The sequence below is a fragment of the Cellulophaga sp. HaHaR_3_176 genome, assembly GCF_019021925.1.
In the GTDB taxonomy this organism is placed as follows: Bacteria; Bacteroidota; Bacteroidia; order Flavobacteriales; family Flavobacteriaceae; genus Cellulophaga.
Map to the genome: position 1 here is coordinate 180,816 of NZ_CP058990.1, position 24,977 is coordinate 205,792.

At 31.5% G+C, this 24,977-nt stretch carries 24 protein-coding genes; all 24 read left to right on the forward strand.

The annotated features are described in order from the left end of the window. Window positions 1-5: 5 nt before the first annotated feature. Window positions 6-1,907, forward strand: coding sequence for a type VI secretion system baseplate subunit TssF (locus H0I23_RS00835; protein WP_216784585.1), 1,902 nt, complete (start codon window positions 6-8; stop codon window positions 1,905-1,907). Further along, on the forward strand, window positions 1,900-2,916 hold the full coding sequence (locus H0I23_RS00840) for a PKD domain-containing protein (RefSeq protein ID WP_216784586.1): 1,017 nt from the start codon (window positions 1,900-1,902) through the stop codon (window positions 2,914-2,916). The genes H0I23_RS00835 and H0I23_RS00840 overlap by 8 nt, the downstream gene beginning before the upstream one ends. A 44-nt stretch (window positions 2,917-2,960) precedes the next feature. Then, window positions 2,961-4,115, forward strand: a complete 1,155-nt coding sequence (locus tag H0I23_RS00845; RefSeq protein WP_216784587.1) for a hypothetical protein — start codon at window positions 2,961-2,963, stop codon at window positions 4,113-4,115. Between the two features lie 132 nt (window positions 4,116-4,247). Next, window positions 4,248-4,757 carry a type VI secretion system TssO gene (tssO, locus tag H0I23_RS00850; protein WP_216784588.1) on the forward strand — a complete coding sequence of 170 codons (510 nt, stop codon included), beginning with the start codon at window positions 4,248-4,250 and terminating at the stop codon, window positions 4,755-4,757. Between the two features lie 117 nt (window positions 4,758-4,874). Continuing rightward, window positions 4,875-5,483 (forward strand): C40 family peptidase, encoded by a 609-nt coding sequence (locus tag H0I23_RS00855; protein ID WP_216784589.1) that lies wholly within the window; start codon window positions 4,875-4,877, stop codon window positions 5,481-5,483. A 6-nt stretch (window positions 5,484-5,489) separates the two neighbouring features. After that, on the forward strand, window positions 5,490-6,482 hold the full coding sequence (locus H0I23_RS00860; RefSeq protein ID WP_216784590.1) for a hypothetical protein: 993 nt from the start codon (window positions 5,490-5,492) through the stop codon (window positions 6,480-6,482). 22 nt (window positions 6,483-6,504) lie between these two features. Beyond that, window positions 6,505-7,371 (forward strand): TssN family type VI secretion system protein, encoded by an 867-nt coding sequence (locus tag H0I23_RS00865; protein WP_216784591.1) that lies wholly within the window; start codon window positions 6,505-6,507, stop codon window positions 7,369-7,371. Between the two features lie 33 nt (window positions 7,372-7,404). After that, complete coding sequence (tssD, locus tag H0I23_RS00870) at window positions 7,405-7,806, forward strand: type VI secretion system tube protein TssD (protein WP_216784592.1); 402 nt, start codon at window positions 7,405-7,407, stop codon at window positions 7,804-7,806. Between the two features lie 9 nt (window positions 7,807-7,815). After that, entirely contained in the window at window positions 7,816-8,895 is a 1,080-nt protein-coding gene (locus H0I23_RS00875) for a hypothetical protein (RefSeq protein WP_216784593.1), read from the forward strand. Continuing rightward, on the forward strand, window positions 8,892-9,320 hold the full coding sequence (locus H0I23_RS00880) for a hypothetical protein (protein WP_216784594.1): 429 nt from the start codon (window positions 8,892-8,894) through the stop codon (window positions 9,318-9,320). Before H0I23_RS00875 ends, H0I23_RS00880 begins: the two co-directional genes overlap by 4 nt. 92 nt (window positions 9,321-9,412) lie before the next feature. Beyond that, on the forward strand, window positions 9,413-9,715 hold the full coding sequence (locus tag H0I23_RS00885) for a hypothetical protein (protein WP_216784595.1): 303 nt from the start codon (window positions 9,413-9,415) through the stop codon (window positions 9,713-9,715). A gap of 460 nt (window positions 9,716-10,175) precedes the next feature. After that, a complete protein-coding gene (locus H0I23_RS00890) occupies window positions 10,176-11,945 on the forward strand; it encodes a type VI secretion system Vgr family protein (protein ID WP_216784596.1) in 1,770 nt (589 codons plus the stop codon). A 9-nt stretch (window positions 11,946-11,954) separates the two neighbouring features. After that, the gene (locus tag H0I23_RS00895) at window positions 11,955-13,325 is read left to right on the forward strand and encodes a hypothetical protein (RefSeq protein ID WP_216784597.1); all 1,371 of its coding nucleotides are present in this window, start codon (window positions 11,955-11,957) and stop codon (window positions 13,323-13,325) included. Next, window positions 13,316-17,719, forward strand: a complete 4,404-nt coding sequence (locus tag H0I23_RS00900; protein ID WP_216784598.1) for a DUF6531 domain-containing protein — start codon at window positions 13,316-13,318, stop codon at window positions 17,717-17,719. Before H0I23_RS00895 ends, H0I23_RS00900 begins: the two co-directional genes overlap by 10 nt. Beyond that, window positions 17,719-18,150: a hypothetical protein gene (locus H0I23_RS00905; protein WP_216784599.1), complete on the forward strand. Its 432-nt coding sequence runs from the start codon at window positions 17,719-17,721 to the stop codon at window positions 18,148-18,150. The genes H0I23_RS00900 and H0I23_RS00905 overlap by 1 nt, the downstream gene beginning before the upstream one ends. A 470-nt stretch (window positions 18,151-18,620) precedes the next feature. Next, window positions 18,621-18,971 carry a hypothetical protein gene (locus H0I23_RS00910; protein WP_216784600.1) on the forward strand — a complete coding sequence of 117 codons (351 nt, stop codon included), beginning with the start codon at window positions 18,621-18,623 and terminating at the stop codon, window positions 18,969-18,971. Between the two features lie 25 nt (window positions 18,972-18,996). After that, the gene (locus tag H0I23_RS00915) at window positions 18,997-19,362 is read left to right on the forward strand and encodes a hypothetical protein (protein WP_216784601.1); all 366 of its coding nucleotides are present in this window, start codon (window positions 18,997-18,999) and stop codon (window positions 19,360-19,362) included. 535 nt (window positions 19,363-19,897) lie between these two features. Continuing rightward, a complete protein-coding gene (locus H0I23_RS00920; protein WP_216784602.1) occupies window positions 19,898-20,380 on the forward strand; it encodes a hypothetical protein in 483 nt (160 codons plus the stop codon). A gap of 625 nt (window positions 20,381-21,005) precedes the next feature. Further along, entirely contained in the window at window positions 21,006-21,194 is a 189-nt protein-coding gene (locus tag H0I23_RS00925; protein WP_216784603.1) for an HNH/ENDO VII family nuclease, read from the forward strand. Window positions 21,195-21,224: 30 nt separating this feature from the next. Beyond that, the gene (locus H0I23_RS00930) at window positions 21,225-21,665 is read left to right on the forward strand and encodes a hypothetical protein (RefSeq protein WP_216784604.1); all 441 of its coding nucleotides are present in this window, start codon (window positions 21,225-21,227) and stop codon (window positions 21,663-21,665) included. A gap of 57 nt (window positions 21,666-21,722) precedes the next feature. Then, the gene (locus tag H0I23_RS00935; protein WP_216784605.1) at window positions 21,723-22,211 is read left to right on the forward strand and encodes a tetratricopeptide repeat protein; all 489 of its coding nucleotides are present in this window, start codon (window positions 21,723-21,725) and stop codon (window positions 22,209-22,211) included. A 416-nt stretch (window positions 22,212-22,627) separates the two neighbouring features. Further along, the gene (locus H0I23_RS00940; protein ID WP_216784606.1) at window positions 22,628-23,104 is read left to right on the forward strand and encodes a hypothetical protein; all 477 of its coding nucleotides are present in this window, start codon (window positions 22,628-22,630) and stop codon (window positions 23,102-23,104) included. Between the two features lie 700 nt (window positions 23,105-23,804). Continuing rightward, complete coding sequence (locus H0I23_RS00945) at window positions 23,805-24,425, forward strand: DUF1266 domain-containing protein (RefSeq protein WP_216784607.1); 621 nt, start codon at window positions 23,805-23,807, stop codon at window positions 24,423-24,425. 212 nt (window positions 24,426-24,637) lie between these two features. Next, on the forward strand, window positions 24,638-24,922 hold the full coding sequence (locus tag H0I23_RS00950) for a hypothetical protein (protein WP_216784608.1): 285 nt from the start codon (window positions 24,638-24,640) through the stop codon (window positions 24,920-24,922). The last annotated feature ends 55 nt before the right edge of the window (window positions 24,923-24,977 follow it).

The following is a 24,977-nucleotide window of genomic DNA, read 5'->3' on the forward strand; positions in this document are numbered from 1 at the left end:
GTACTATGGAGCAGTATACAAAAAAACAGATTACCAGAGATATGCTTAGGCAAGCATCTGAATTATGGAAAATTCCATTAGATGACAACCAAAGTAATTTTGATCCATTAGTAGTTATGTTAATTAATGCTTGTGCTGGAGAGTTAGAAAAACTTCATGGCAGGTATAAAGATATGAGCGTTTCTATTACAGAAAGCTTGGTAGAATTAATGGAGCCTGATTATGGACGTAGTGCAATGCCAGCACATGGTATTGTAAAGTTTTCTCCGAAGTTAGAAGAAAGCTTACTGCAAGAAAATCAGCAATTACTAATTAATTTAAAAAATGATATTAGTAATTTTAAGAAAAATCAAAGAAGTACGTTGCCAGATTGTTTCTTTTCGGCAATAGATACTTACCCACTACAAAATGCATCAGTCGATTATTTAATTACGGGCAACTCAATATATGATTTAGGTTTACCAGGGCGGAATATTCAAAGGTCAGAAATAGAATCATCATTAAGTACAAGTTGTGTTTATATTGGTATTACAACCCATAACAATACAATAGATTTTGCGAACCTACCAATTTACCTAAAAGCAAAAGGTAGCGATTCTGATTTGTTTTATCATTATTTAAAAACAGCTACATGGTGGTTGGGTAATGTGCAACTTAATACCGAAACAGGTTTAACTAATAATAGCCTGAAATTAAAAAGGAGTTTAGAAAATGGTTATCACGCAAGTAAAACCAAAACACACAATATCAGCGATAATGTAGATCGGTTTTATCAAAAAAACTATATAACCTTAAAAGATAATAAGAAAATAGTATTTGATAGTGATAAGGCAGCTGAGGTCTTGCAAAATACAAATGTAGAAGCACCTATTTACCCGGAGCTAGAGGTGGTTTTAGAAAATAACGACTTAGATCACGAAGGAAATATTTTTTGGATAAAAGTTGAATTTAATAGCATAATACCTGCATCAGTATTACACAATTTATTTGTGAGTATAAATAGTTACCCTGTAGTAAATAGGCGAAAACTAAAGGTTACGTATCAAATGAAAGACTACATTAATATTATACCCATAATTGTCGATAAGCCTTTTTTAGATATTCAATCTATAGAAAATATTAAAGGAAAAAAATACTATCCGCAACAAATACAAAATGCTATTGACGGAGATTCGGGGGTAAAAGGTAGTTATATAATTTACGATCACGGTTTAGGTAAATTAGAGCAGCGAAGAGCAAAAGAACAGGTGGTTCATCTGCTAGAGCTTTTACAAGATGAAAGTGCTGCATTTACATTTATGAATCAAGAGTTTTTAAAATCGAATTTAGAAAAACTAGATAAGTTACTTGCTACTTTAGATCAGAAAATGGCAGAGAGCAGAAGTTCTGATGCACAAACACACTACTTACGAATTAATCCTTACGATTTAAATGAACACTTAATTTTAACCTATTGGGTTACAGATGGTGAATTGGCAAATGGTATAGGAGTAGGTAATGAACTGTACCCATATCAAGATGATTACTCATTGTTAAATGGGGGTAGCTTTTTAACAACTACCCAAAGCGGATCTGATGGTTATGACCATAAAGAAAGGCTAGCAAGGTATAGGAGTAAAACATTATCAGGTGATCGTATTGTTACTAAAGAGGATATTAAAACATTTTGCCATGTGCATTATGGTAAAGTAATTTCTGATGTGGTTATAAAACAAAGTACAACCTTACAAATTGCCAGAAATAAAGGACGTGTACCATGTATTGATATTATTTTAATTCCCTCAAGAGAACATCCGATAACTGATGAAAATTGGGAATATTTAAATAACGATTTGTTGCATCATTTAAGACACCGCTCGTTAAATATATTGCCATACATAATTAAAATTAAACAAAACAATGAATAATAAAACGGAAAGAGCCACATATTTAGATAATATGGTACGCTATTTTTTTGTAGCTATAATTTTAGTTGCAGGCCTAGTCGTTGGGTTTAAAATTTCAGGTAGTATAGATTGCGAATATGTAAAAATTGATATTTCGGCAATGGAATACCGTGTAGGTGATCTAGTCGAATTTACTGATGTAACTGAAAATGCTCAAAAGTGGGAATGGACTTTTGGAGATAGTACTGATGTGGTTGAAAAGCGTAAGGCATATCATATATATGAAAAACCAGGTAATTACGAGGTAAGATTAATGGTGAATGGGCAATGCGAATATTTTGAAGAGTTAGTAATTAAAGAAAAAAAGTTTGTTTTAGATCCAAACAAAATTCCTTATTTCGATTTACCTGAAAGTATAGCTGTAGGCGAAAAATTATTTGTAGAAGATAGTTCTAATAGAGCTTACTCATGGGAGTGGCGTTTTGGAGATACATCAGAAGCAAATGCCAGTTCAAAAAAAGCAGATTATACATATGAAGAGCCCGGCGTAAAAACAGTATCGTTAGTAGTTAATGGTGATATTAGGCACATGGCAAGTAAAAAAATTGTTGTTTATCCAGAAGAAGAAAATACAACAGCAAGGCAGAGACGTACTAACAGAAGAAACAGAACCGTTAATAGTAGAACACTTTTAGATACAATTCCTATTATTCCTGTAGATTGGATAAACCCAGATTTAGAAAGCAATTTAGGGCCATATATAAGCGAAATAGATTTTAAAGAAAAACTAGAAAAAGTAGTTTTAGATGATGTAAGTCCGGCTTATTTTGAAAAATATTTTTGTGGTGAAATCAATAAAAACTGTATTGTTGATGGTGATAGTATGAAGTTTTTAGAACTAGTGAGTTATTTAAAAAAGCGTAAAAAGCGTAAAATAACAAAGCTTAAAATATTTAGAGAAGAAGATTCTAATTGTATAAAATATATTCAAGTTAGCATTAAACGCAAGTGGCTAAGGATAGGCAATTAGTAACAATTGATAAAACGTATTACCAGTAATAAATAATAAAGTTTATGGAAGACAATCCTATATATCGTATTAATTGGGTAGATGGAATGAAAATGAATAAAGATCATTTTCTGAGACTAGAAAATTCATTATTACAAAGTATAGCACAAAGCAATACGTACTGTATAGCTAACCGTAATTATGGTTTAGTTCCTATTCCTGGAGAAAAACCTTTTAAAATAGAGCTGTCTGTAGATGGGCGTCACGGCACTACAATAACGATTCTTAGCTGTAATGCGGTAACAAAAGGTGGATATTCTATCATAATTAATGAAGAGATTACAAGGTTGTTAGAACAATCTAGCAATACGATATCGTGCCATAAAGAGTGGACAGATGAAAAGGATGGTGTCTACCAAGTATTATTAAGCGTAAGTCCTTTAGAACGTATAGCAATAGGTTCTGCAGACCCTGAAGAAGAGCCTGTGCGTAAACCTTTTGTAATACCAAAATATAGAGTTTCGGTTGTGCCTATGGTAGATGAACAAATTGAAGAAACTGGCGCATTCGATTTAATAATTGGGCTTATTAGTGTAGAAAAAGGAATACCTACACTGCAAGAAAACTACATACCACCATGTACCACGGTTAAAGCACATTCAGATTTATTTGAAATATATCAGTACCTCGGAGGAGGGTTAAATACCTTGGAAGCACTGAGTATGAAAATAATTCAAAAAATATATAAGAAAAAGCAAAGTAACGATTTGGCACGTATGGTACTTTCTATTTCTAGAGATTTACAATTATATCTTTCTCATGCAATACCAGCCTATCGCATTCATGATTTAAATGCGGAGCCAACAAGTATGGTGAGCAGGCTTGCAGGTGTAGCAAGAACATTACAGGGTAGTGTAAATATGTACGCGGGTACTGGTAAAGAAATTTTGTTAACCTATTTGTCAGAATGGTGCCAATTAAACCAAGGCGAGTTTGAAGAGGTTTTAACGAGTGTATCTCAGCTAGATTATAAGCATTATAATATACAAACATCAATAGAATTATTAGAAAAATGTAATGATGTACTAGTGCAACTTTTTAGAAAATTAGAAGAGTTAGAATATATTGGTAAAAAATCTAATTCTAAGTTATTCGTAAAAGAAGACGTTATAGATGAAGAACCGAAAAATACTACTGGTAAATTTTTCTTAGAAGAATAATAATAAGAACTGCATTTGGTCGAAAAAATAGCAAAAATATTAAAAAAGAAATCCACTAACATAAAAACTCCCGTATCTATAACATACAGATTGCCAATATGTTTATAATAGTAAGCGGATTATAATTTACTTATGAAAGCAAAAAACATAAAAGAAAGAAATAAAAGCTTTTTAAAATTTTTAGCCTTATTTGTTGTAACAATCTTATTAATTATAGGTGCTGTTTTTCTAAACTATCGTGTTCCTCACAAAGAAAATACGTTGCTTAGAGAGCGTGCTAAAAATATAGAAAGAGAAACCGAGTTTCAGAGAACCTTTGCGATGCAATTAACAGAAACAAGAGGCTTGTTAGATTCGTTAGATTTAAAAGGACAAAACATTTCTTACTTAAACGATTTAATAAGTCAAAAACTGGTACGCATACAAAGTTCGCTACCTGCTAAAGATTCTACATTTAGATATAAAATGTATAAAGATGTTTTAGACGTAATGGTTGATTACCAGAAAAGTAAAAAAGAATTAGATCAATTAACGGATGCTAAAACTCAAATAGAAGAGTATCAAACAGAAGTTGATAGGTTGCAAGAAGAATTAGATCAAGCTAAAAGAGACTTAGATATATTGAGAAACATGAGAAGATAATCTCTGTTAAAAGTTAAATTGTTGTATTAAGTCGAAATTACTGTTTTTTTAATCTCTAAATGAAAGAAAATAATTACTTTAATCGAGAATTTCACAACACATAACCGTATGATTTCTATGAAACATATATTTAAACTTACAATACGAGTGGCATTTGTAGTAGCTTTTGTTTTTTTAGCTGTTAGTTGTGGAGGAGCAAAAAAAGCCATTGAAACTACTAATAAGTTAGTCGTTACTCAACCACCTACAGAGTTACAAATCAAATATGGTAAAATTATAGGTGTAGTACCTGATTCTATCGTAAATAAAGAGCTTTATAGTTTTGTTGATGAATGGATGGGGACACCTTATAAAATGGGTGGAGAAACAGGTAGTGGTATAGATTGCTCATCATTTACGCAGTTATTATACAGTAAGGTGTACGATTTATATATAGAACGTACCGCCCATAAGCAGTTTAAAAGTAAAGAACTTGTTCGTTTTAGAGGTGTAGATTATTTAGAAGAAGGAGATTTGATCTTTTTTCAAAGTGCTGCAAATCAAGATGGCGAAATGGATCATGTAGGCATGTATTTATCAAACAATAAGTTTGTCCACTCAAGTTCATACAAAGGCCAAAACAAAACAGGTGGCGTACAAATAGGAGATATAAGAGATCAGCATTGGGTGAGAAGGTTTGTTGCAGCTGGTAAAAGAAAAGATTTTCAAGATAAATACGGAAAGTAAATTTAAATGAAAAGTACTTTATCACATATTGCAGCTTCCTTGTCCAATTTACACAGCCCACTTAGGGCTGATATAGTTGTGGCAGAATTAATGGAACCTGATATTTTAGATGTTGATGAGGTTTTGGTGCGTTACCGAAGTGATTTTAAAAGAGCTTACGATTCTGATATCTTAAATTTTAAAGAAACAATTGGCGAAAATTCAAATTTTTTAGAAATAGACTTATCGCGAAGTGGTATTTACGATCGATTGCCAGAAGGTATTTTTCATCATCCAACAAAAAGTGAAAATACAACTTCTTATTTGACGTATAGAAGACAGCAAAAAGAAGAGCAAGAAAATGCAAGATTACTTTTTGCACCCATTGAAAATGCTTTTTTTAAAAGCGAAGTTGAAATAGAAAAAAATAGAAAAAGTCAGATTGAAGATATTTTAAGTCTTAAAAATGACTTTTTATTTGATTTTTGGGGTTTACCAAAAGATTTTCCTGAAAAATTCGCAGCACCATTTATGCGTCTTTTGCCATACGCGAAAGAGCTATCAGGTAATTTAGATGATACTTTTTACGTGTTAGAGTTGCTTTTGGGTATAAAAGTCACTTACAAGTATGCATATCAAGCAATAGAAAAAGTCGAAGAAAAAGTTGAAAATATTACACTAGGCTTAAATTTTATATTAGAAAAAACAGATACAATACGCTCAGGCTATAAAGCTGAAATTGATAAGTTTTTAGATTTTGATACAGCAAATGAAACTGATGATTTTCCGGAACTAACACAACCTTCTTTAGAGGTGCTGTTGCAACCAGAAAAGCAAGAAGGTATTCCTCAATATATAGAAGAAGATGGTTTGTTAAAAATTGCAAAAGTTTTTTATGATTACTTTATTCCGATGGAATATAAGATAACAACTAAAATTAGTTCAGTTATTGAAAGTGATTTTGTATTGGGCGATAAAAGAGGAACTTATTTGGGTATGTCAACCAAACTAGGTTCGTAATAAAAATATAATAAAAAATAGTATGTTAACAACTTTACTCGGTAGTAATATTTTTAAAGTAAGTATGCTCCTAATGCTTGTTAGTGGTTTTGTTATAGCATTAGCATCTAAAGTGCGTGTTATATTTAAAAAGAATAAACTAAAAGCTTTTTTATATCTTTTTTCAGTAGTGTTACTATTTGCTTTAACAGCATTAATTGCACATCAAAAAGTGCTGAATGATGATCCTTTAAATTCCTTTATCGGAATGGAAATTATTGTTTTTCTATTAGGTATTGCTCATGTATATGTTATGCGAACTGTTTTTAAAGAATGGTTTGATGATAAGAACGAGTTTTTTAAAGAAATTTTATTTACCGTAGTTGTATTGTGTATTGCATTATTAGTTTTTGCAAATATTGTAGATCGTTTTAAACCTGAATTCGTACTATATTATTTAGGTACAGGTGTCTTTTTTATACTACCACTATTAGTACTTAAAATGTATAATTTAAGTGCATTAATACCTGTTCCGATTTATAAAAAATGGGATTTCCCTATCGGGGTAGAACTGAGAGAACCTTCGCCTAGCGAGCTTTCGAACCCATTAGTAGTTACATTTCAGTTGCGAAAAAAAGAAGGAGACAAAACTATAAGTAGGCTTAGAACAAAAGCTCCTGAAGATATGGAGTTCGGTCGTTTATTTTATTTTTTTGTAGAAGACTACAACCAAATACACCCAGAACAAAAAATACAAGTACAAGATAAGAACAACAAGCCTAATGGCTATATTTTTTACTTTAAACCCAATTGGTGGAGTGCTATACAACATGTCGATACCAGTAAAACCATTAAATGGAATGGGATTAAAGAAAACTGTATGATTATAGTACAACAAGATAATTATTAATATCAATATCAATAACCATTAACAATACAAAATATGTCTTTTAAAGCAAAACTAGAATTAGACGGTAAAGTTATTTCAGTACTAAGTTATATGTTAAATGTGAGCCAACAAAGCGATCTAACGGGGAGGCCTACAGCAAGTCCTACCGCAGGTCAATTATCATTAACATTAGAAATGAGTGATCAAACGAAAGAACTTTCTCGTTGGGCTTTATCAGATAAGCTAACAAAAGATGGTAAAGTCGTATTTTATAAAGATAACCTTAGTGGTATAATGCGCACTATCGATTTTAAAAAGGCGTTCTGTTTAAAATATACTGAAAATTTTAATGATCAAGGTATAAACCCTTTTGTCATAAGTATTTTAATAAGTGCAGAAGAGTTGAAATTAGGTAATGACGATGATGCGCATAAGAACAACTGGCCAATGGCATAATCTAAAAATATGAAAACAATTTTTGAATTAGAACATATACGTCAATATCTAAAAGGGATGCTATCTCTTATCGTATCACGTTGTGTTGATAGAGTAGTAGAAGAGGGTAGTACTCAGTTTTTGATGAAAAGGTTGTTTGTTGAAATAGATATGTCTATTGAAGAAGCTGTATTTAATATACAGGCACACTATCCTCATTTAGGGCTTTCTAATGATGAAATTAGGTCTATCACAATTACCTATTTTGAAGAAAATTCGAAAAAAGAATTGAGTGCTTATATTTTAAAAAAATATGGTGTGCTAGAAATTGATGAGTTATCTAAACAGGATGTTTTAAAAAATGCTTTTAAGGAAGATGAAAATTGGAAAAAAGAAATTTTAATAAAAGAGGTTCCAAATTATTTAGATGAGGTTGTAATAACAACATCTAAAAAACAAACCATCGAAGAAACAATGTATATTTTAGATCAAACCATGAAACAAAAATTCGCTAAAAAAGAGGATGAATTGTGGTACTGGAATGGTAATGTGCAAGATATGAATGTTGTTGTAAACCCACCTAATAATTCTAATAATCCTTATGATATTTCTCTAGCACAAACATTATTTTGGTCTAGTTTAAGTACGTCGGTTGCTAAAACAATTGATTTTTTAAATACACAAACCAATGGGTTTAGTTTGAAATATGATTTGGTATATTCTCCTTTTAACAGAATTACAGGAAGAAATAGAACCTGGTTTTCAATTCCGAAACAAAATACAGGCAAAATTATAGGAGGACTTAAAGGTTTTGGATATGGTATTTCAATTTATGGTTCATTTCAAATAGAAGAGAATTATGGTAAAGATTTAATCTCAGAAGGAGAAAGGTATCACAGTCATGCATTAAATTTGATAGGTACTTTTTCACCACCTCAGGTGGGAGTAGCAATTGCGGCAGGAGACTATTTAGGTAAAAAATACCATTCAGATTTTGAAAACCAAGTAACTAATGATGAAGCATGGTTAAATAAAATAGCTCAATTTATGCTTCAAGCAGGAGGTATTCCGATAAGTGAAGAAGATGCAAAAAAAAATTACAATAAATGATGCTTTTTTTTGATACATTAACAAATGTATTTTTTAATTTCTCGTATAGGTTTATTCATGGTTTAGGTTTCAGGAGTAATAAAGATTTAGCAAAGATACATGCCGTGTTTGTTACATCTTCCTTTCAAGGAATTAATCTTTTTTTGAGCATAATAAAACCTTTGTCTGTAAAATTTTTCGATAAAAGTTTTCCTTTAAAATATCAAATTTTAGGCACTACTATTATTTTGATTTTAAATTACAAAAGATATATATTATCAGATAGATTAGATAAAGATGCAAGAATGCTTTTTAATGTTCCTGTTACTTATATCATTATACTGCTGTATTTTATAGTAAGTATATGGCTCATGCTTTATATGGGTGATTATGTGCGTGATGCAATGATTCAAAAAAATGCTATAATTGCTAAAGGAGTAAATTGAAATTTACAAGAGGAATGTGGAGATTAAAAAGGGTAAAACGTTTTTAGTAATCCTTGTATTTATTTCAGATTTACTGATAGTATGTTTTAAAAATGAAAAGGGTAAAAAAACTTGAAGCTAATAAAATATTTACCATAGGTGTTTTAGAAAAATGTTTTGCTGTAGTGGGTGATTTTAATATTAGATTTATTTACGAATATAATGTCAAAATTTATAATGGTTTAAATAGTAGTAGTAAAGTATCTGATGATAAAATCGGAAAGAAATTTCTTTTAAAATTATCTTCTGAAAATCCAAAAAGTACGGAGTTAATCTTAAACTTTCGCAATTTGCGATATTACAATAGTTGCACCCGAATTAGGGTGGAAAAAAATTCCACAGCATTTAATCTGTGACAATTAAATTTCTATTTCTCTAAAAAAATATATAATCAATTCATCATACCTAAAAGTATTTAAAGAGCTTATTATGAGAGTTAGGTTAATGGTAATTTTGCTTACAAAATACTATAGTATGTGTAATATATTTTAATCTATAGTTTTCATAATATAGTCTTGTAGAAATAAAAAAACAATAAGTGTATTTTTTATATGAAATAAGTTAATGATTTAGAAACAAATAATACCTTTAAAAAGCTTATCAATTAGCTGTTAGAATGTTACTAGTTTAGCAAATAGAGAAAGTAATAAAATATTAAAACTATAAATTCGTCAATTTTTCGATGAAAGGCACTATTTTTTCATTTTCAGCCCTTTATACCTATAATAAATATACTAAATTGCATAGGAAATTTTACACATTAATTTTTGCTATTTGTAAACGATTATGATAGTATAAAATAAAACATATAACTATATGGCAGCACAATCAATTACTACAATTAAAATTGGAGGTAAAGAGATAAAATCTTTTAAACGTTTGGTACTACAACAAAGTACAAATGATCATCATACACTACAAGTAGAGTGTCAAATGGAGGTGCTTGAAAAGGCAACGGGAGAGTTAGCAAATGAAAGTAAAAATTTTTTAGGAGAAAGCATTGTTGTTATTATAGAAGCAAAAGATAAAAAAGATATAAAAGACACATTACAATTTTTAGGTATAGTTACTTCTATTCGAAATTCAAAAGGATATTTAAATAATAATTTTGTTACTATAACGGCAAAAAGTCCTACCATTTTAGCGGATGATGGTCCTCATTATCACTCATATATTGAGAAAGATTTAAATGCAATAGTTAAAAATACGTTTTCTAATTACGATAGTGGAAAATTGGCAGCAGGTGTGCAAGCAAAATATAGTACAGCAATACCTTACGCAGTGCAACATAAAGAAAGTAACTGGGCATTTGTTTCTCGTATAGCAATGCAATATGGAGAGTGGTTATATTACAATGGTGATAAGGTTATTTTCGGAACTCCTGAAACTCCGCCAGAAGTTATATTAACTCATAATTTTGATTTAAAAGAGTTTGCGTTAAATTTAACACCTACACCAAATAAATTTAACTATTTTACAAACGATTATACCTCAGATCAGCACCATACAAAAAATGCTTCAGAGGTAAATACTGGTGCAAACAGTTACCATAGTTTTGCAAGTGGTAAAGCTGATATGTTGTATGCTGCAGAAACTAATGTATGGATAAACAATGGTGGAGGTACCCAATTAAAAGCGCTGTTAGATAGTCAAGTAGAAGCACAAAAAAAAGCAGCAGAACAAAGTCAAGTAATATTAGAAGGTAAAAGTGATAACCCAGGGGTAAGCTTAGGTAAAATTGTAAGTATAAAAGGCAAAGATGCTGATCATGGGCAATATAGAGTTACTCAAGTACAGCATGAGCAAGATTATTTAGGTAATTACAGCAATGTGTTTACCGCAATTAGCACACAATTAGATGTTTCTCCATATACAAATTTTGAAGCATTCCCGTATAGCGATACACAGACAGCTATTGTTATAGAAAATGCTGATCCTGATGGTATGGCGCGAGTAAAAGTTCAATTTCCTTGGCAGAAATTTACAGGGCAAACCACCCCTTGGATTCGTGTAGTTACCCCACATGGTGGTGGTGATAAAGGCTTTCATTTTATACCAGAAAAAGGAGAAGAAGTACTTATCGGTTTTGAAGGTGGTAATGCAGAGCGCCCATATATGATGGGTAGTTTATACCATGGTAATGCAGGTGCAAATAGTTTTATGAGTGAAAACAATGACTTAAAATCTATTAGAACGAGAAGCGGACATACTATAGAAATGAATGACCTTGATGGAAATGAAAGTATTACCATTTCTGATAAAAATGGGTCTATGATAAACTATAACACAACAGACAAAGTAATAACTATTGCTAGCGAAGAAAAAATAATATTGAGTTCTAAATTCATTTCTATGCATGCAGATGATATAGAATTTTATTCTAAAAATCAAAAAAATATTGCTTCTACAGCATTTACAGCTCAAAGTGGAGAATCTAAAATGTCTGTACTGCCAGGTGAAATTATGGATGAATCTCCTAAGGTTACTATACAAGGGACAGAAACTATCATTTCAGCGACAAATTTAACAACAACATCTTCGGCAAATACATTAATTAACGGGGCAATGGTAAAACTAAACTCTTAATATTTTTTAATGGAAGACGCTACAATAGCCCAGGAATTCTATAAAATAAGAAATACTTGGAAAAAAATAGATGGAAAAAAATGGGACATGGCCATATGGGTCTGTAACCATCACGATATTGATATAATAGACAAGTTTATGGAGATAGAAGGTTCTCCAGTAGGGATGTTTGATGATATTTTTTTTAGAATAAACACTCTTTACCTTTCTGCAGAAACTTTTGAAGAACAACTTTGGAAAGAATTTACAAGTTGGTTTAACAGTCCGGCCGAGGGAAGTTTAGATATGTTTGGTGCTTTGAAAAACGATGGCTATCTAGATAAAGATTATATGGTAGACCTTAGCTTGAAACCAACTTTTGATAGTGTTTTAAAAGAACTACTAAGATTAAAAGAAAATTTACCCCTTGATGATGAGTCTTTTATCCTTTATTTCCCTCCAGGTGTTCATAGTGATGGGTTTGAGAAATGGTTCGCTCAAAAAATGGATAAGGGCCTACCAAAAGGTATTCGTTTAGCAGTTATAGACCCCATAGGGTCTAGAAAATTCCCGAAGATAGTAAAGCATAAAAAGGGAATAGTAAAAGAGCTGTCTGTAACTCTACATATGGCTGCGGCAATGAAAAATGCTATGGATAGTGATAGTAATGAAACACGGCCACATGCACCTAGTTCAAAGTTTCAGAAGCAAGTACGCCGTATTATGGAGGCAACAGTAAATAAAGAAATGTCTGTTATAACAGAAAGTGAAAGATTAATAGAATTAGGGATTCAGTTAAAAACATTTAATACCAAAGCAACATCATATTTAGTTTCTACAATTGCATTTTTTAGTATACAGGAAGATAAACCAGCAATGGAGCATGTAGAAAAAACACTAGAAATGACAGAGGATGATAGTGTAGCCGAAGAAGCTTACCCAATTTGGCGTTCTGCGATACTTTTAAAAGCAGCACTTGTGCTCGTACATAAAGATACTGAAACAGCTTTAAAATGTTATAGAAATTTAGCAATAAAAGCGATTAATAAGGGAGACGTTTTTCATGTAATGGAAGCCTACCGCATGGAGTCTTTCTTATATTTTAAAGAAAGTAAAAATAAAGAATCGTGGAAAGCTGCTATATACTCTTTACAGGCGGGTAGTAACTTGCCTTTAGAAGTTCGCAGAGGCTCTACATATTTATTTTCAGCAGCAGTAGCTTTACAAGTAGCACAAGATGCTGATATGGGAGAAGAGATTATAGAAAAATTAACGACAAGATTTGAAAATACGATAGGTGAAGATTGGAAAACGCTATTGCAAGGAACTGAAGCAATAGATAAAAAATATTTAAATAGAAATAATTGGCTCAGTAAAAACAAAATACCGCAATGGCAATAAACAAGCTTAATAATAAGGCAAGTAAGATAGCAACCCAGGGTGAAGAAGGACAAGAAGGAGAAGAACGCGGGTTTCTAGATATGGTTGCCGACGGAAAGTCTTCATTAGATAGTTTTCAAACTTCATTAGCATCAGTACTACCAGCTATACCAGGGCAGCCTGCGGGTAAGTTTCAAGATATTGCAATTGGTATAGATTTTCACCCTACAGTTTTTCCGCCCTTGCCAATGATGGCGGTACCACATGTTGGTATGGTTTTCGATATTTTAGGAGCTATTTTCGCAGCTATAAATACCACAATACCACCAGCGCCAGAACCTGAATATACAGATGATGGTGAGCCTGTACCACAACCTATAAGTGTATCTAGCGTAGCAGTTTCTATAGTAAAAGCAATGGCACCTAGTGTAATGGTAAATAATAAGTTTATTGCTAATGCGGGCATTAGTATTCAGCATTTACCAGGTATAATAGTTCATGCATTACCTGTAGTAGCACCTATGGCTTCTTCAGAAATGTTCATGGGAAGTTCTACTGTAATGGCAGATGGTGCACCGTTTTCATATCAATTTTTGCCAGCATTATCTTGTAATTTAGTGGGTATGCCAGCCCCTTTCAGAATTAAAAGTCCAAAGCCTAAAGTAAGTCTTATGGCGCCTACAGCAGCGCTAATTACGGTAATACCTGGCGGTTTACCTGTATTAGTTGGCGGCCCGCCAACTATAGATCTTTTTGCGATGGCAATAGGTTTAGGCCTTAAAGGCATGGGTAAGTTGTTTAAAAAAGGAGGTAATAGACTTCAAAAATATATAGATGATATTATGCCTATGAACCCAGCAAAGGCTAAACGACTACAAAAAGTAAAATGTAAGTTGTTTGGTGAGCCTGTTGATGCTGCTACAGGAAGGGTTTTTGCTGAAAATGATGATTTTTCATTACCAGGTCCGATACCTTTAATATGGACGCGTTATTACCATAGTGATGGAGAAATTACTGGACCTATAGGTACTAATTGGCACCATAGTTACCAAATTGGGTATTGGGAGATGGAAAATGGTTTTATTACGCTATTATTACCAGATAGTAGAGAAATTGTTTTACCACAATTGCACGAAGGTGATAGCTTTTACCATCGAAAAGAACGCATTACTTGGTTTAAAGATGCCACTGGTAGGTATGGATATAAAGATGCTACTGGCCTTGAGTATAGCTTTTTAAATTCTAGAATTGATAACGATCTTTTTCCTGTATATCAAATAAAAGATACTTTAAAGCATTCAATAACTTTTTATTACAACAAAGGTGCTTTATCAGAAATTATAGATAGTGCAGATAGAGTACTAAAAATAGATACATTTAATAATAAAATAACAAGTGTTTCAACCAAAAATGAAGGAGAAACTATACCCCTTATTCGGTATGTGGTTGATGATGAAGATAATTTAGTAAAAGTTATTGATGCTCATAATACAGAAAAAATATTTAAATACGATAAACATTTATTAGTACAATTAACCAGTCAAAACGGACTTAGTTTTTATTGGGAGTATGAAGGCGTTGGGTCAAATGCTAAATGTATACATACTTGGGGAGATGAAGGTATTTTAGAATATTGGACACAATATGAAAAAGGAAAAACCAGTACAACAAATTCTTTAGGGCATACGACTGTTTATTATTATGATGAGGATAATTTAATTTATCGCATTACAGATGCACGTGGTGGAGAAACGTATCAGAAATATAATGGTACTCAAGATTTAGTTTTGGTGATGGATCCTGTTGGCAATGCAACTAAATATAAATACGATGCTAAAGGAAATTTAGTAGCAATACAAGATGCTAATGGGGGTAATACTGTTTTAGAGTATGATGCAGAAGACAGGATAATAGGAACAAGAACACCTGGCGGAATGGTTTCTAATTGGGTGTATGATGATGAGGGTAAATTAATAAAACGTAAATACCCCGATGGTACGAGTACTACGTACACTTATAAAGAAAATGAAATTTATAGTATAATTGATGATTTAGGTAATGAAACGAAACTGACCTGGAATGAACAAGGCGATTTACAACGTATAAATTTATACGATGGCCGTTTTGCAGTTTGGTATTACGATGACTTAGGACAATTAAAAAAACATATAAACGTAAAAGGTAGCACAACCCAATACACTTACGATAAGCTTGGTAATGTAGTACAGTTAAAAGAGCCAGATAACACCCATTACTTTAATTATGATAAAGCCGAAAATGTAATACGTGCTTACGATAAAAATAGAGATGTAAGCTTTACCTATTGGGGTTTAGGTAATTTAAAATCACGTACAGAAAATAAAAAAACCGTTTATTTTAATTACGATAATGAAGAACAACTTATAGGTATTGTAAACGAACATGGCGATGCATACCGTTTTAATTTAGATCCATTAGGCCAAATTGCAAGCGAATGGGGTTTTGATGGTTTACAACGCAGGTACATACGAGACCGTGCAGGTAGGGTATTAAAAGTATTGCGCCCAGATGAAAGGTACACCAGTTATGTGTATGACGGTGTAGGTAATATATTAGCTGCAGACCATTACGATGGTACTGGAGAATATTTTGCGTACAACCCCGATGGTAGGTTGGTAGAAGCTACCAATGCAGATGCTACAGTGCAAATGGCATACGATAGTAAGGGTAATTTAGTAGAAGAAATACAAAACGGACATAGCGTAAAAAGCCAATACGATAACCTAGGTAATAGAACCAAGATTAAAAGTTCATTAGGTGCCGATATTATGCATGGTTTTAATGCCAATGGGCAATTATCTCGCATAGCGGCATTAAACAGTAATGTTTCAGGTTTGGTCAATGAAAGTGATGCATGGCAAGCTACTTTTGAGCGAGACCAGCTAGGGCTAGAAATTCGTAGAATGGTAAAAGGTGGTAATGGCATAGCTGTTTTAGATATGCAGACTGAGCGAGATAGTCAAGGTCGAGTAACACACCAAAATATACACATACAAGCAAAAAATGTAGAAGGCAACAAAACAGCACGTGCCCGAAGTGTACAATACAATTGGTCTGCTGGTGATCGTTTGCGTAGTACAATAAATCAAATAACAGGTAAAAAAGTAGATTATAGTTACGACCAAGAGGGCAGCTTATTATCTGCTAGCTATAAAGGGGGAGCAGAAACAATTTATAAAATGCCTGATGCTGTAGGTAACCTTTTTAAAACTAAAGGAAGAAAAGATAGAACCTATAGCAAAGGCGGCAAGTTAATTAAAGATGATAATGCAAGTTATAATTATGATGCTGAAGGCAACTTACTATTAAAACAAACTCAAAAGGGAGATGAAACCTATAGCTATTTTGGTAACGGAATGTTGCAACATATAGTACGAGCAGATGGTAAAGAAGTTTCTTTTGAGTATGATGCTTTAGGTAGAAGAACAGCCAAGGTTTTTAACAAAAAAATTACTAGATTTGTATACGATGGTAACGTTCTGTTGCACGAGTGGGAGTATAAATTATCAGACCGTCCTAAACTCTCTGTAAGTGCAAAAGGTTTTGTAGTAAGTGAAGATGTAGAGCCTGTAGATAGTAGTAATGTAATAACATGGGTATTTGATTATAATTCTTTTACACCAGCGGCAAAAATTGTTGACGGAAAAAGCTATAGTATTGCTTGCGATTATTTGGGCACACCTGTACAAGCATATAATGAGTTTGGAGAAAAGGTTTGGGATTGTACTTTAGATATTTATGGTAAAGTAAAAACTTTAGAAGGCGATAAAACGTTCATACCTTTTAGATATCAAGGACAATATGAGGATATTGAGACTGGACTTTATTATAATAGGTTTAGATATTACTCGCCAGATAGTGGAACTTATATAAGCCAAGACCCGATTGGGTTGGAAGGTGGATTACCTAATTTTTATGCGTATGTTGGTGATACCAATAAATATATTGACGTTTTTGGTCTAGCACATGGATTAGGAACAGAAGTAATTCGTAATGGTGAGTCAGTTTTTAGTAATACATATCAAAGTGGTGGTGTACCTGGAGGTGGCCGTTTAAATCAACAAGAAGCTCTTTTAACTCATACAGAAAGGAAATTTATGAATGAGGTAGATGGCATGGTTCAACAAGGAGATCATTTAAAAATGACAGGTCAATTAAATCCTTGTAAACCTGGATGCCAACCTGCTATTCGTGATTTTGTTGCCAATAAAGGAGTTAGCGCTGAATATTTTGCTTCAGATACTAATATGACATATAAATGGGAAAAATCTTCAACAGGAAAAGTAATTCAAACAGAAATATTTGAAGGAAAGGTACAAGCTAAATATGAATATGACGTAAATACTAGACGAAGAAAAAAATTAAATGTCCATTAATGATGATTGAAAGTATAAAAATCAAAGAGAATAAACTTACTGGTTATATTAATTTACCTTTTTCTAACAAAAAAATATTAGTTCATTTAAATTCAGAAAAAGAGGGTGAAAATCTAGTTTATGAAGATTTTATTGATTTATTAAATCAATTAGAATTAACAATAAAAAAAATAGACTCAAATAAAATGAATTCAATAATCGATTTCATTTCAACTGAAATTACAGATTCATCATATAGTCAATCTAATTATAAACCAACAAGTGAAGATTATCAGGAATTAAAAAAGGAATTAGAAGTATCACATATTGATTTTTATGAATCTGATTTATTATTTTTCTTTAAAGCAGAAAACAGTTATCCTAAAATGACTATATCTATTCAATTGGAAGAAGATCTAGAAGTCTCAGAAGCGGAGGTTATTATTCAATAGCCCCCCGCTCCCGCTAGTTTGTAACTAGTGTCGAGTTTGAGTAAGGAAAATTATAAATTAAAAATGAGCCACAATATTTAAAAAATGTTGTGGTTTTTTTATTGATAAACTTTTCTAGTTTTAGCGTCTCTAAGCAAAGCATCTAAATTATAAAGAATAGCTTCTTTATCTTTAGGCGAAAGATTTAGTAGCTAATTATGATAAATTAAATGCACCTGCAATTCTTGTCGATAAATATGGACATAATAATAGAAGGCCAGGTTTTGAACCAGGAATTGTATCGAAAAGTAAAATAAATCCAAATACAGGAAAGCCGTTTGCGTCAGCGAGGGAACTACTAGCAAGAGATATAAGAGAGTTAAGAAGGATTTATCCTGAAATTCCTAATTCTAAATTAAAGGAGCTTATTGATTTAAATAAAAGTATGTATCCAGAAATGAATAAGTCAAAACATCACTAAAGCCATGAAAATGAATGAAGAATTAATAGCTAAAAACATTAAAAATGAAGTTCTTATTGAAAATTTTAAACGCTATTTTGACATATTAGAGAGTTCAAACAAAGAATTATTTAAAGATAAATATTGGAGTAAAGCGCAACAGTTATATAACTCAATAGATTCAGAAAATAAAGAAAATCTCAAAGAGTTTATTAAAATGGTTATGATTGAAAGCGTTGCAGAAGTTCTTGCTTTTGTTGATGGTATCGCAACGTTTGACGAACAAGAATACCCTTTTGAACTCTTCTATAATAACATAAAAATTAGTGGAAGTTTACAAGAATATTTACTTATGGATATTGAAGATAATGGGTTTGAATAATGTTAATATTAATGTAACGCCATAGATGAGTAAGTTTGAAAGAATTATACCAGGAACAATAAATATTGAGGATAGTAAAGTTCTATATATATCAGATAGCGGAAATGACGATTTTAATGATTCTTTATTTAACAAAGTGACTTCACAATTTGATGAGCAACCAATAGCGCAAAGTGGTGGAGTCGTAAATGAAAATTGTAAGTTATGGCTACCAACAAATGAACTTTTTAATTGTTTGTCGTATAAAGGGGATGTTGAAGGTTGGCGAAAAGAAATAACTGGAGGTGCAAAAATATTAGGTTTAATAACTGGAAAAATAGTTTGTGATAAAATTGAGTTATCGGATAACAGAACTTACTTATTGTCAGATTGTAAGATAGAATTTTATTAAAACAGAGTTTCTAATAGTTTTAAAGCAACCAAAATGGTTGATTTTAAGTAAAAATCGTTTTAAGCCCCCGCTAGCCTAAGTATCTTGCTTGTGCCCTACCGCATAAATTCTACGCTATAAGTAAATTGCAAAAAAGTTTAATCAAAGGTTTGAGTGCTAAAAATGCAGGAAAAGCAATAAATCTAAATCAATTTCATTAAGATGAATACTATTAATGTGATCCCCCTACATCCTATCAAAAACTTAAAAAAGGAGATACTTATAAAATAGGAGAATCTAAAAACTCTTCTAAAAGGTATCCTGATTCAAAATTAGAACAATCTAGAATTAACAGATCTAAAAAAACTTCTTTTGCTCTTGATGCTGATGGAAAAATTATACCTGGTAAAACTGCTGGTTTAGATATGAAAGTTATTGATTCTGGAGGCACAAAACAAGCAGACCGATTATTAGAAACTCAAAAAATAAAAGATTTTCAAAACAAACACGGAAAATTACCAGCAGGTAATAAAACCTGTCATTAAAAATTAAAATTATGGGAACATTCTTAACGATGTCTTTTGAAGCTAGATGGGCTGGTAATAAGGAAAAAACGAATTTAACACAAAAAGTCATAGGATATATTGCAGACAATTTAAGAGATATGGTTTGGCAAGAATCAATATCTAATCAATTGTGTAAAGTTGATGGACATCATACAAACTTAAGAATTGTTTTAAGGCTTTTTGATATAAAAGATATTGAAGAAGGTAAGTTAAAATCACTTGCTAGATATAAAAAGAAAGACGATAAACTTGTAATAGACCAAATGTTAGTCATAAATAAGTATTCCGATTTGCCAGAAAACGAAATGAGAATTAAAATGTGTGATGAAATTGTTGAATATGTAGAGCAAATTTTAATAAAATACAAAGACCGTTTTCAAGACTTTAATGCAATTGCTTTTATTCCACTATTTAAAGAAAGAATGGAAGAAATTAAAGAATACAAATTAAAAGATGATTATGTAAACGAATAGAATACATTCTAAAAACAAAAAAGCAACCGAAACGGTTGCTTTTTCCTGTTCAAAAACTTCGTTTTTAGCCATTTCAACAAAAGTTATTAACATTTAGCGTTTACGCTTCAATCTCTTTATTTGTGGGCGTTTCTGTCTTTTTTGCCCTTTTTCTTTTTTTGCCCAGTATTCGTAGTATTTAGGCGTTTATTTCCCCCGCTAGCGCTCGTTTGCAACGAGTGCCATACAGCATAAGAAACAACATCAAGAGCTATCTAGTAAATTAGGTAGCTTTTTGTATTTTTATATGAGGTAAATTTTTTAAAAAAAAGTTCTTTGATATAAATTATCAGACGGTCCTAAACTCTCTGTAAGTGCAAAAGGTTTTGTAGTAAGTGAAGATGTAGAGCCTGTAGATAGTAGTAATGTAATAACATGGGTATTTGATTATAATTCTTTTACACCAGCGGCAAAAATTGTTGACGGAAAAACCTATAGTATTGCTTGCGATTATTTGGGCACACCTGTACAAGCATATAATGAGTTTGGAGAAAAGGTTTGGGATTGCACTTTAGATATTTACGGTAAAGTAAAACTTTAGAAGGCGATAAGTGTTTTATACCGTTTAGATATCAAGGATGCAGATATGGGTCATATTACAAATGCTGTAGATTGGTGGAATGATGTAGCGATAAAAAATAAATATCTACCCAAAGGAACCGAAGTAAGAGAGTTCATGTTAGATAGTAAAAATTATGTTTTAGAATATTATAGAACTAATAGATCAAAAGGAGCTGTTTTAGGAAAAACAACAGGTTATATTAATCCATTTTAATAATAGAATAAATCAATTAATAAAATAAATATGGCAGTTTTAGAAAATAAATTTTATGATAAAGTGATAGCGAAAGGAAAGGCCGCAGTCGAATATATTAAAAAAGGAGATGTTGGTAATTTTTTTAAGCTCTCTGAAGAGGCATGGGAATTATTTCCTGAACCCAAGAAGAATTGGAATCAAGGTTATAATTTTTCAAAAATGGCATTTAAACATGCAATAACCAATGATAAACTGGATAAAGCGAAACGTTGGTTAAATAGAATGCAAGAAAACAATAATAATTTACATAATTTTGATGGAGAGTGTGATTATTATGTTGGACTATATCATTTTGAAATTGCAGAATATGAAAGGGCATTAGAAATATGGAAGGAAGTAGAACTCGATGCAGGGCTACGTTATTTTGAAGGAGATAAACCCGAGTATTTAGACTTCTACCTTCACCCCGAACAATATATTAAAGACTAAATGAAACCAAGAAAGCTAAAGGAACTCTCCGATGCAGATTACAATCGTATAGAGCAGTTGAGCGAAGAAGGAAATGACCTTTATGAGCAGGGAAACATACGTCCAGCCCTGAGAAAATATGAAGAAGCATTAAATATCGTGCCAGATCCAAAAGCAAATTGGGAAGCAGCCACTTGGCTTTACACTAGTATTGCAGATTCGTATTTTTCATTAGGAAATATTGATGAAGCAAAAGAAAATTATTACAATGTGCTTAATTGTCCTGATGGTCTATCAAATGCATACATACATTTTAGTTTAGGACAAGTACTTTACGAACTTGAAGAAAATAAAAAATCTCAAGAATCATTATTAAGGGCTTATATGTTAGATGGAGAAGACATTTTTGATGATGAAGATCCAAAATATCTCGCTTCAATCAAGAATTTGATAGATGAAGATGTTGAGGATAATAACATTGACACAGAAAACCAACGAAAATACACCTACAAAGACGGAAGCCGTTTCTACAAAGATGAAGATGGTAATCTAATTGAGGATAATTGATTATGGAGGATAAAAACAAGTCATAGAATCCCCTCGCGCGGCATATCCGTAACTCTGGCGCACTTCTGTGAAGTGTGTTTAATTTTTTTTAGTATTTGCAATGCAATTTATTATCTTTAAACAATGTCTCATAGTTATAGATAGTATTGTTCCAACATTTGTGACAATAACAATAATTGATTTGGGTAGATTTATTTATTAAACCAACCTATTTTAAAATATTAGATTGGAAAAAAAGTAGCTATGCAATCTATGAAGAGGAAAATCTAGAAATCCCTTCGGTTAAAGTACATCCACTATGGTAATTTGAAACAGTAAAACAATTAGTCACGCTTTACTAAAGCGCGCCAAGTTCTGCGATTATAGATGTGGCACGAGTGGAATTTATTTGATCCGCCTTTATAATAAATATTGAAATGGAAAACTATACAAAAATACAACCTGAAGTAATTTCTGGTCTTGGTGAAAAAACTACGTTTAAAGAGTTTGAACCTCCCTTTAAGACAATTTTAAATTTACATATCGATCTTGAAGATTGGCTTGGTGATGATTTAATGGAATGTTATCCGGCATTTATTATTACTAAAAAATTAAAAGAAGGATTAGAAAATTGTGATTTTTCAGGATTTAAATTTTCAGAAATGGAGGTTTCTAAAGCGGAATATTTTAAAGATAATTATCAATTAGAAAAACCTGTACCCATCTTTTTTTGGCTACAAGTTATAGGACAAGAATTTGCAGATGATATTTTACTTAATGATAAGAAGGAACTTTATCTTAAACCTAAATTACTTAAATATTTGCAAGGAAAATTTAATGTAAATTATTTACAAGTAGAACCGCAAAGGAATGAGTTTGATGACTTATTGGACAACATGTTATTAGAAAGCTAGCTGATAGAAAAATTGCACCGCTAACGCGAGAATCTCTCTGTTGAGAAAAAGAGCATAGTAATTAGAATCCTCACTAGTGCTAATTTGTAACAAATACCATCCCAATAAAGTTTCACTTAAAAAATTTAAACAAGAAAAGTTATCTATTCAATTAGGTAGCCTTTTTTTAAGACATGAATTGAAAGCCTAAGTTAGACAGTTAATGTGCCAATCACATCAAATATCCAAATTTCCAGAGACACTAAACAAAGATGACGTAGATAAAAACGAGTGCAGTACAGAGTAAGAAACAACATCAAGAGCTATCTAAATATTTAGGTAGCTTTTTGTGTTTTTATGAGCTTATTAAAATAACTCAAGGATTATTTTAGAAACATAGAATGTAGAAGTTCAATTTTTTGGAGTAAATAATTTTGATGTTTTAAAATTGATGAGTAAGCTAATAAAGTTTGAAATTATAAATACTACAAGCTTTTTTTTATAGTTATAATTATAACGAGAGATGTTTTTTTGGTTTGAGTTGAGAATTTAATTAGTATAATTAAGCAAATAATCCGTTCTTTGAAAGAAAATTTACTCACAATAGAAGTTGTATTAAATAGCTTCTTATTTGAAACATTTTTTAAAATGAGATAGAATTAATTGAGGTAGCATAATTAAATAAAGTAAAAAAAATAATAAACCTAAATACGATTAAATTATGAAAAGTAAACTGTTGAGTATTTCATTTCTATTATTACTAGTTATTGCTACATCATGTGGCTCAAAAGAAGAAAAAAAAGAACTTAAAGACGATAAGTTGAGTGGTTTTATGGTAGGCGGTATTTATTTTGTACATGGTTACGGAGGGCAATCTGAAGTAAATTCAATGTTGGTTGATTACAAAACAGATGAAGAATTAATATCAGCCTATAAAGAGCTTTTTGAATTTCCTTTTGATGATTCTCAGAAAAGTGGTACAAAAAGGATGCTTAAAAGCATGTGGGATATTTCAGATAAAGCTTCGCTCTTAAAATCAATAGAAGATTTGCAAACTAAAACTTATGAGTATAAAGCTTGGGATTATGCAAGAGTGGTAAATAACGCTTGTATGGGGTATGCTGCTGGTTATTTGAGTAAAGATGAGGTTGTAGCAATTAACTCAAAAACTTTAGCTCTTGCTAAAGAGAACTATACTGATTGGGAAAAGTATTATACAGATTTTGATTTAGGAAGAAATGATTGGGATTCTGAAGATAGTGAATCAGAGGCTTTTGAAAAATTATCAAAAAACATCACTAAAGGAGAAAAATCAATTTACCTAGTACTACCATTAAATTAATAACTATAAGTGTTTTTTAAAAGCACTCATGGTAGATGTAACAATAGGCAAAAGCTACTTAATTAATTTAAGTAGCTTTTTTTGTTTAATCGAAAAATATAGAAGAAAAATAAGATTTACTATTAAGTTTATTTCTTATATTAAATAGTAATTTTTCTCTAAATTTAAACGTATTAACTATATGTAACCAACCAGTAATGAAAATTAAAATTATGAAAAATTTAAAAAGTAAGGTAATTAAATTAGGAATGGCACTCTTGTTAACGGTACTCCTTTATTCTTGTGGAGAATCTAAACCAAAAGGCTGGTCAGAAGAAGATAAATCTGAATTTCTAAAAGGCTGCGTTAATTCAAACAAAGGTGCAGTTTCAGACGAGAAGGCAACATTAATGTGTACTTGTATGCTTGATAAAATGTCTGAAAAATATGCAACAATGGTAGAGTCTCAAAAAATGAATGTTGACGAACTTAGAGAAATAGCAATTTCTTGTAGATAATTTAAAGTTTAAAATTAAAATAAAAGCTACCTAAGTAATTGGGTAGCTTTTTATG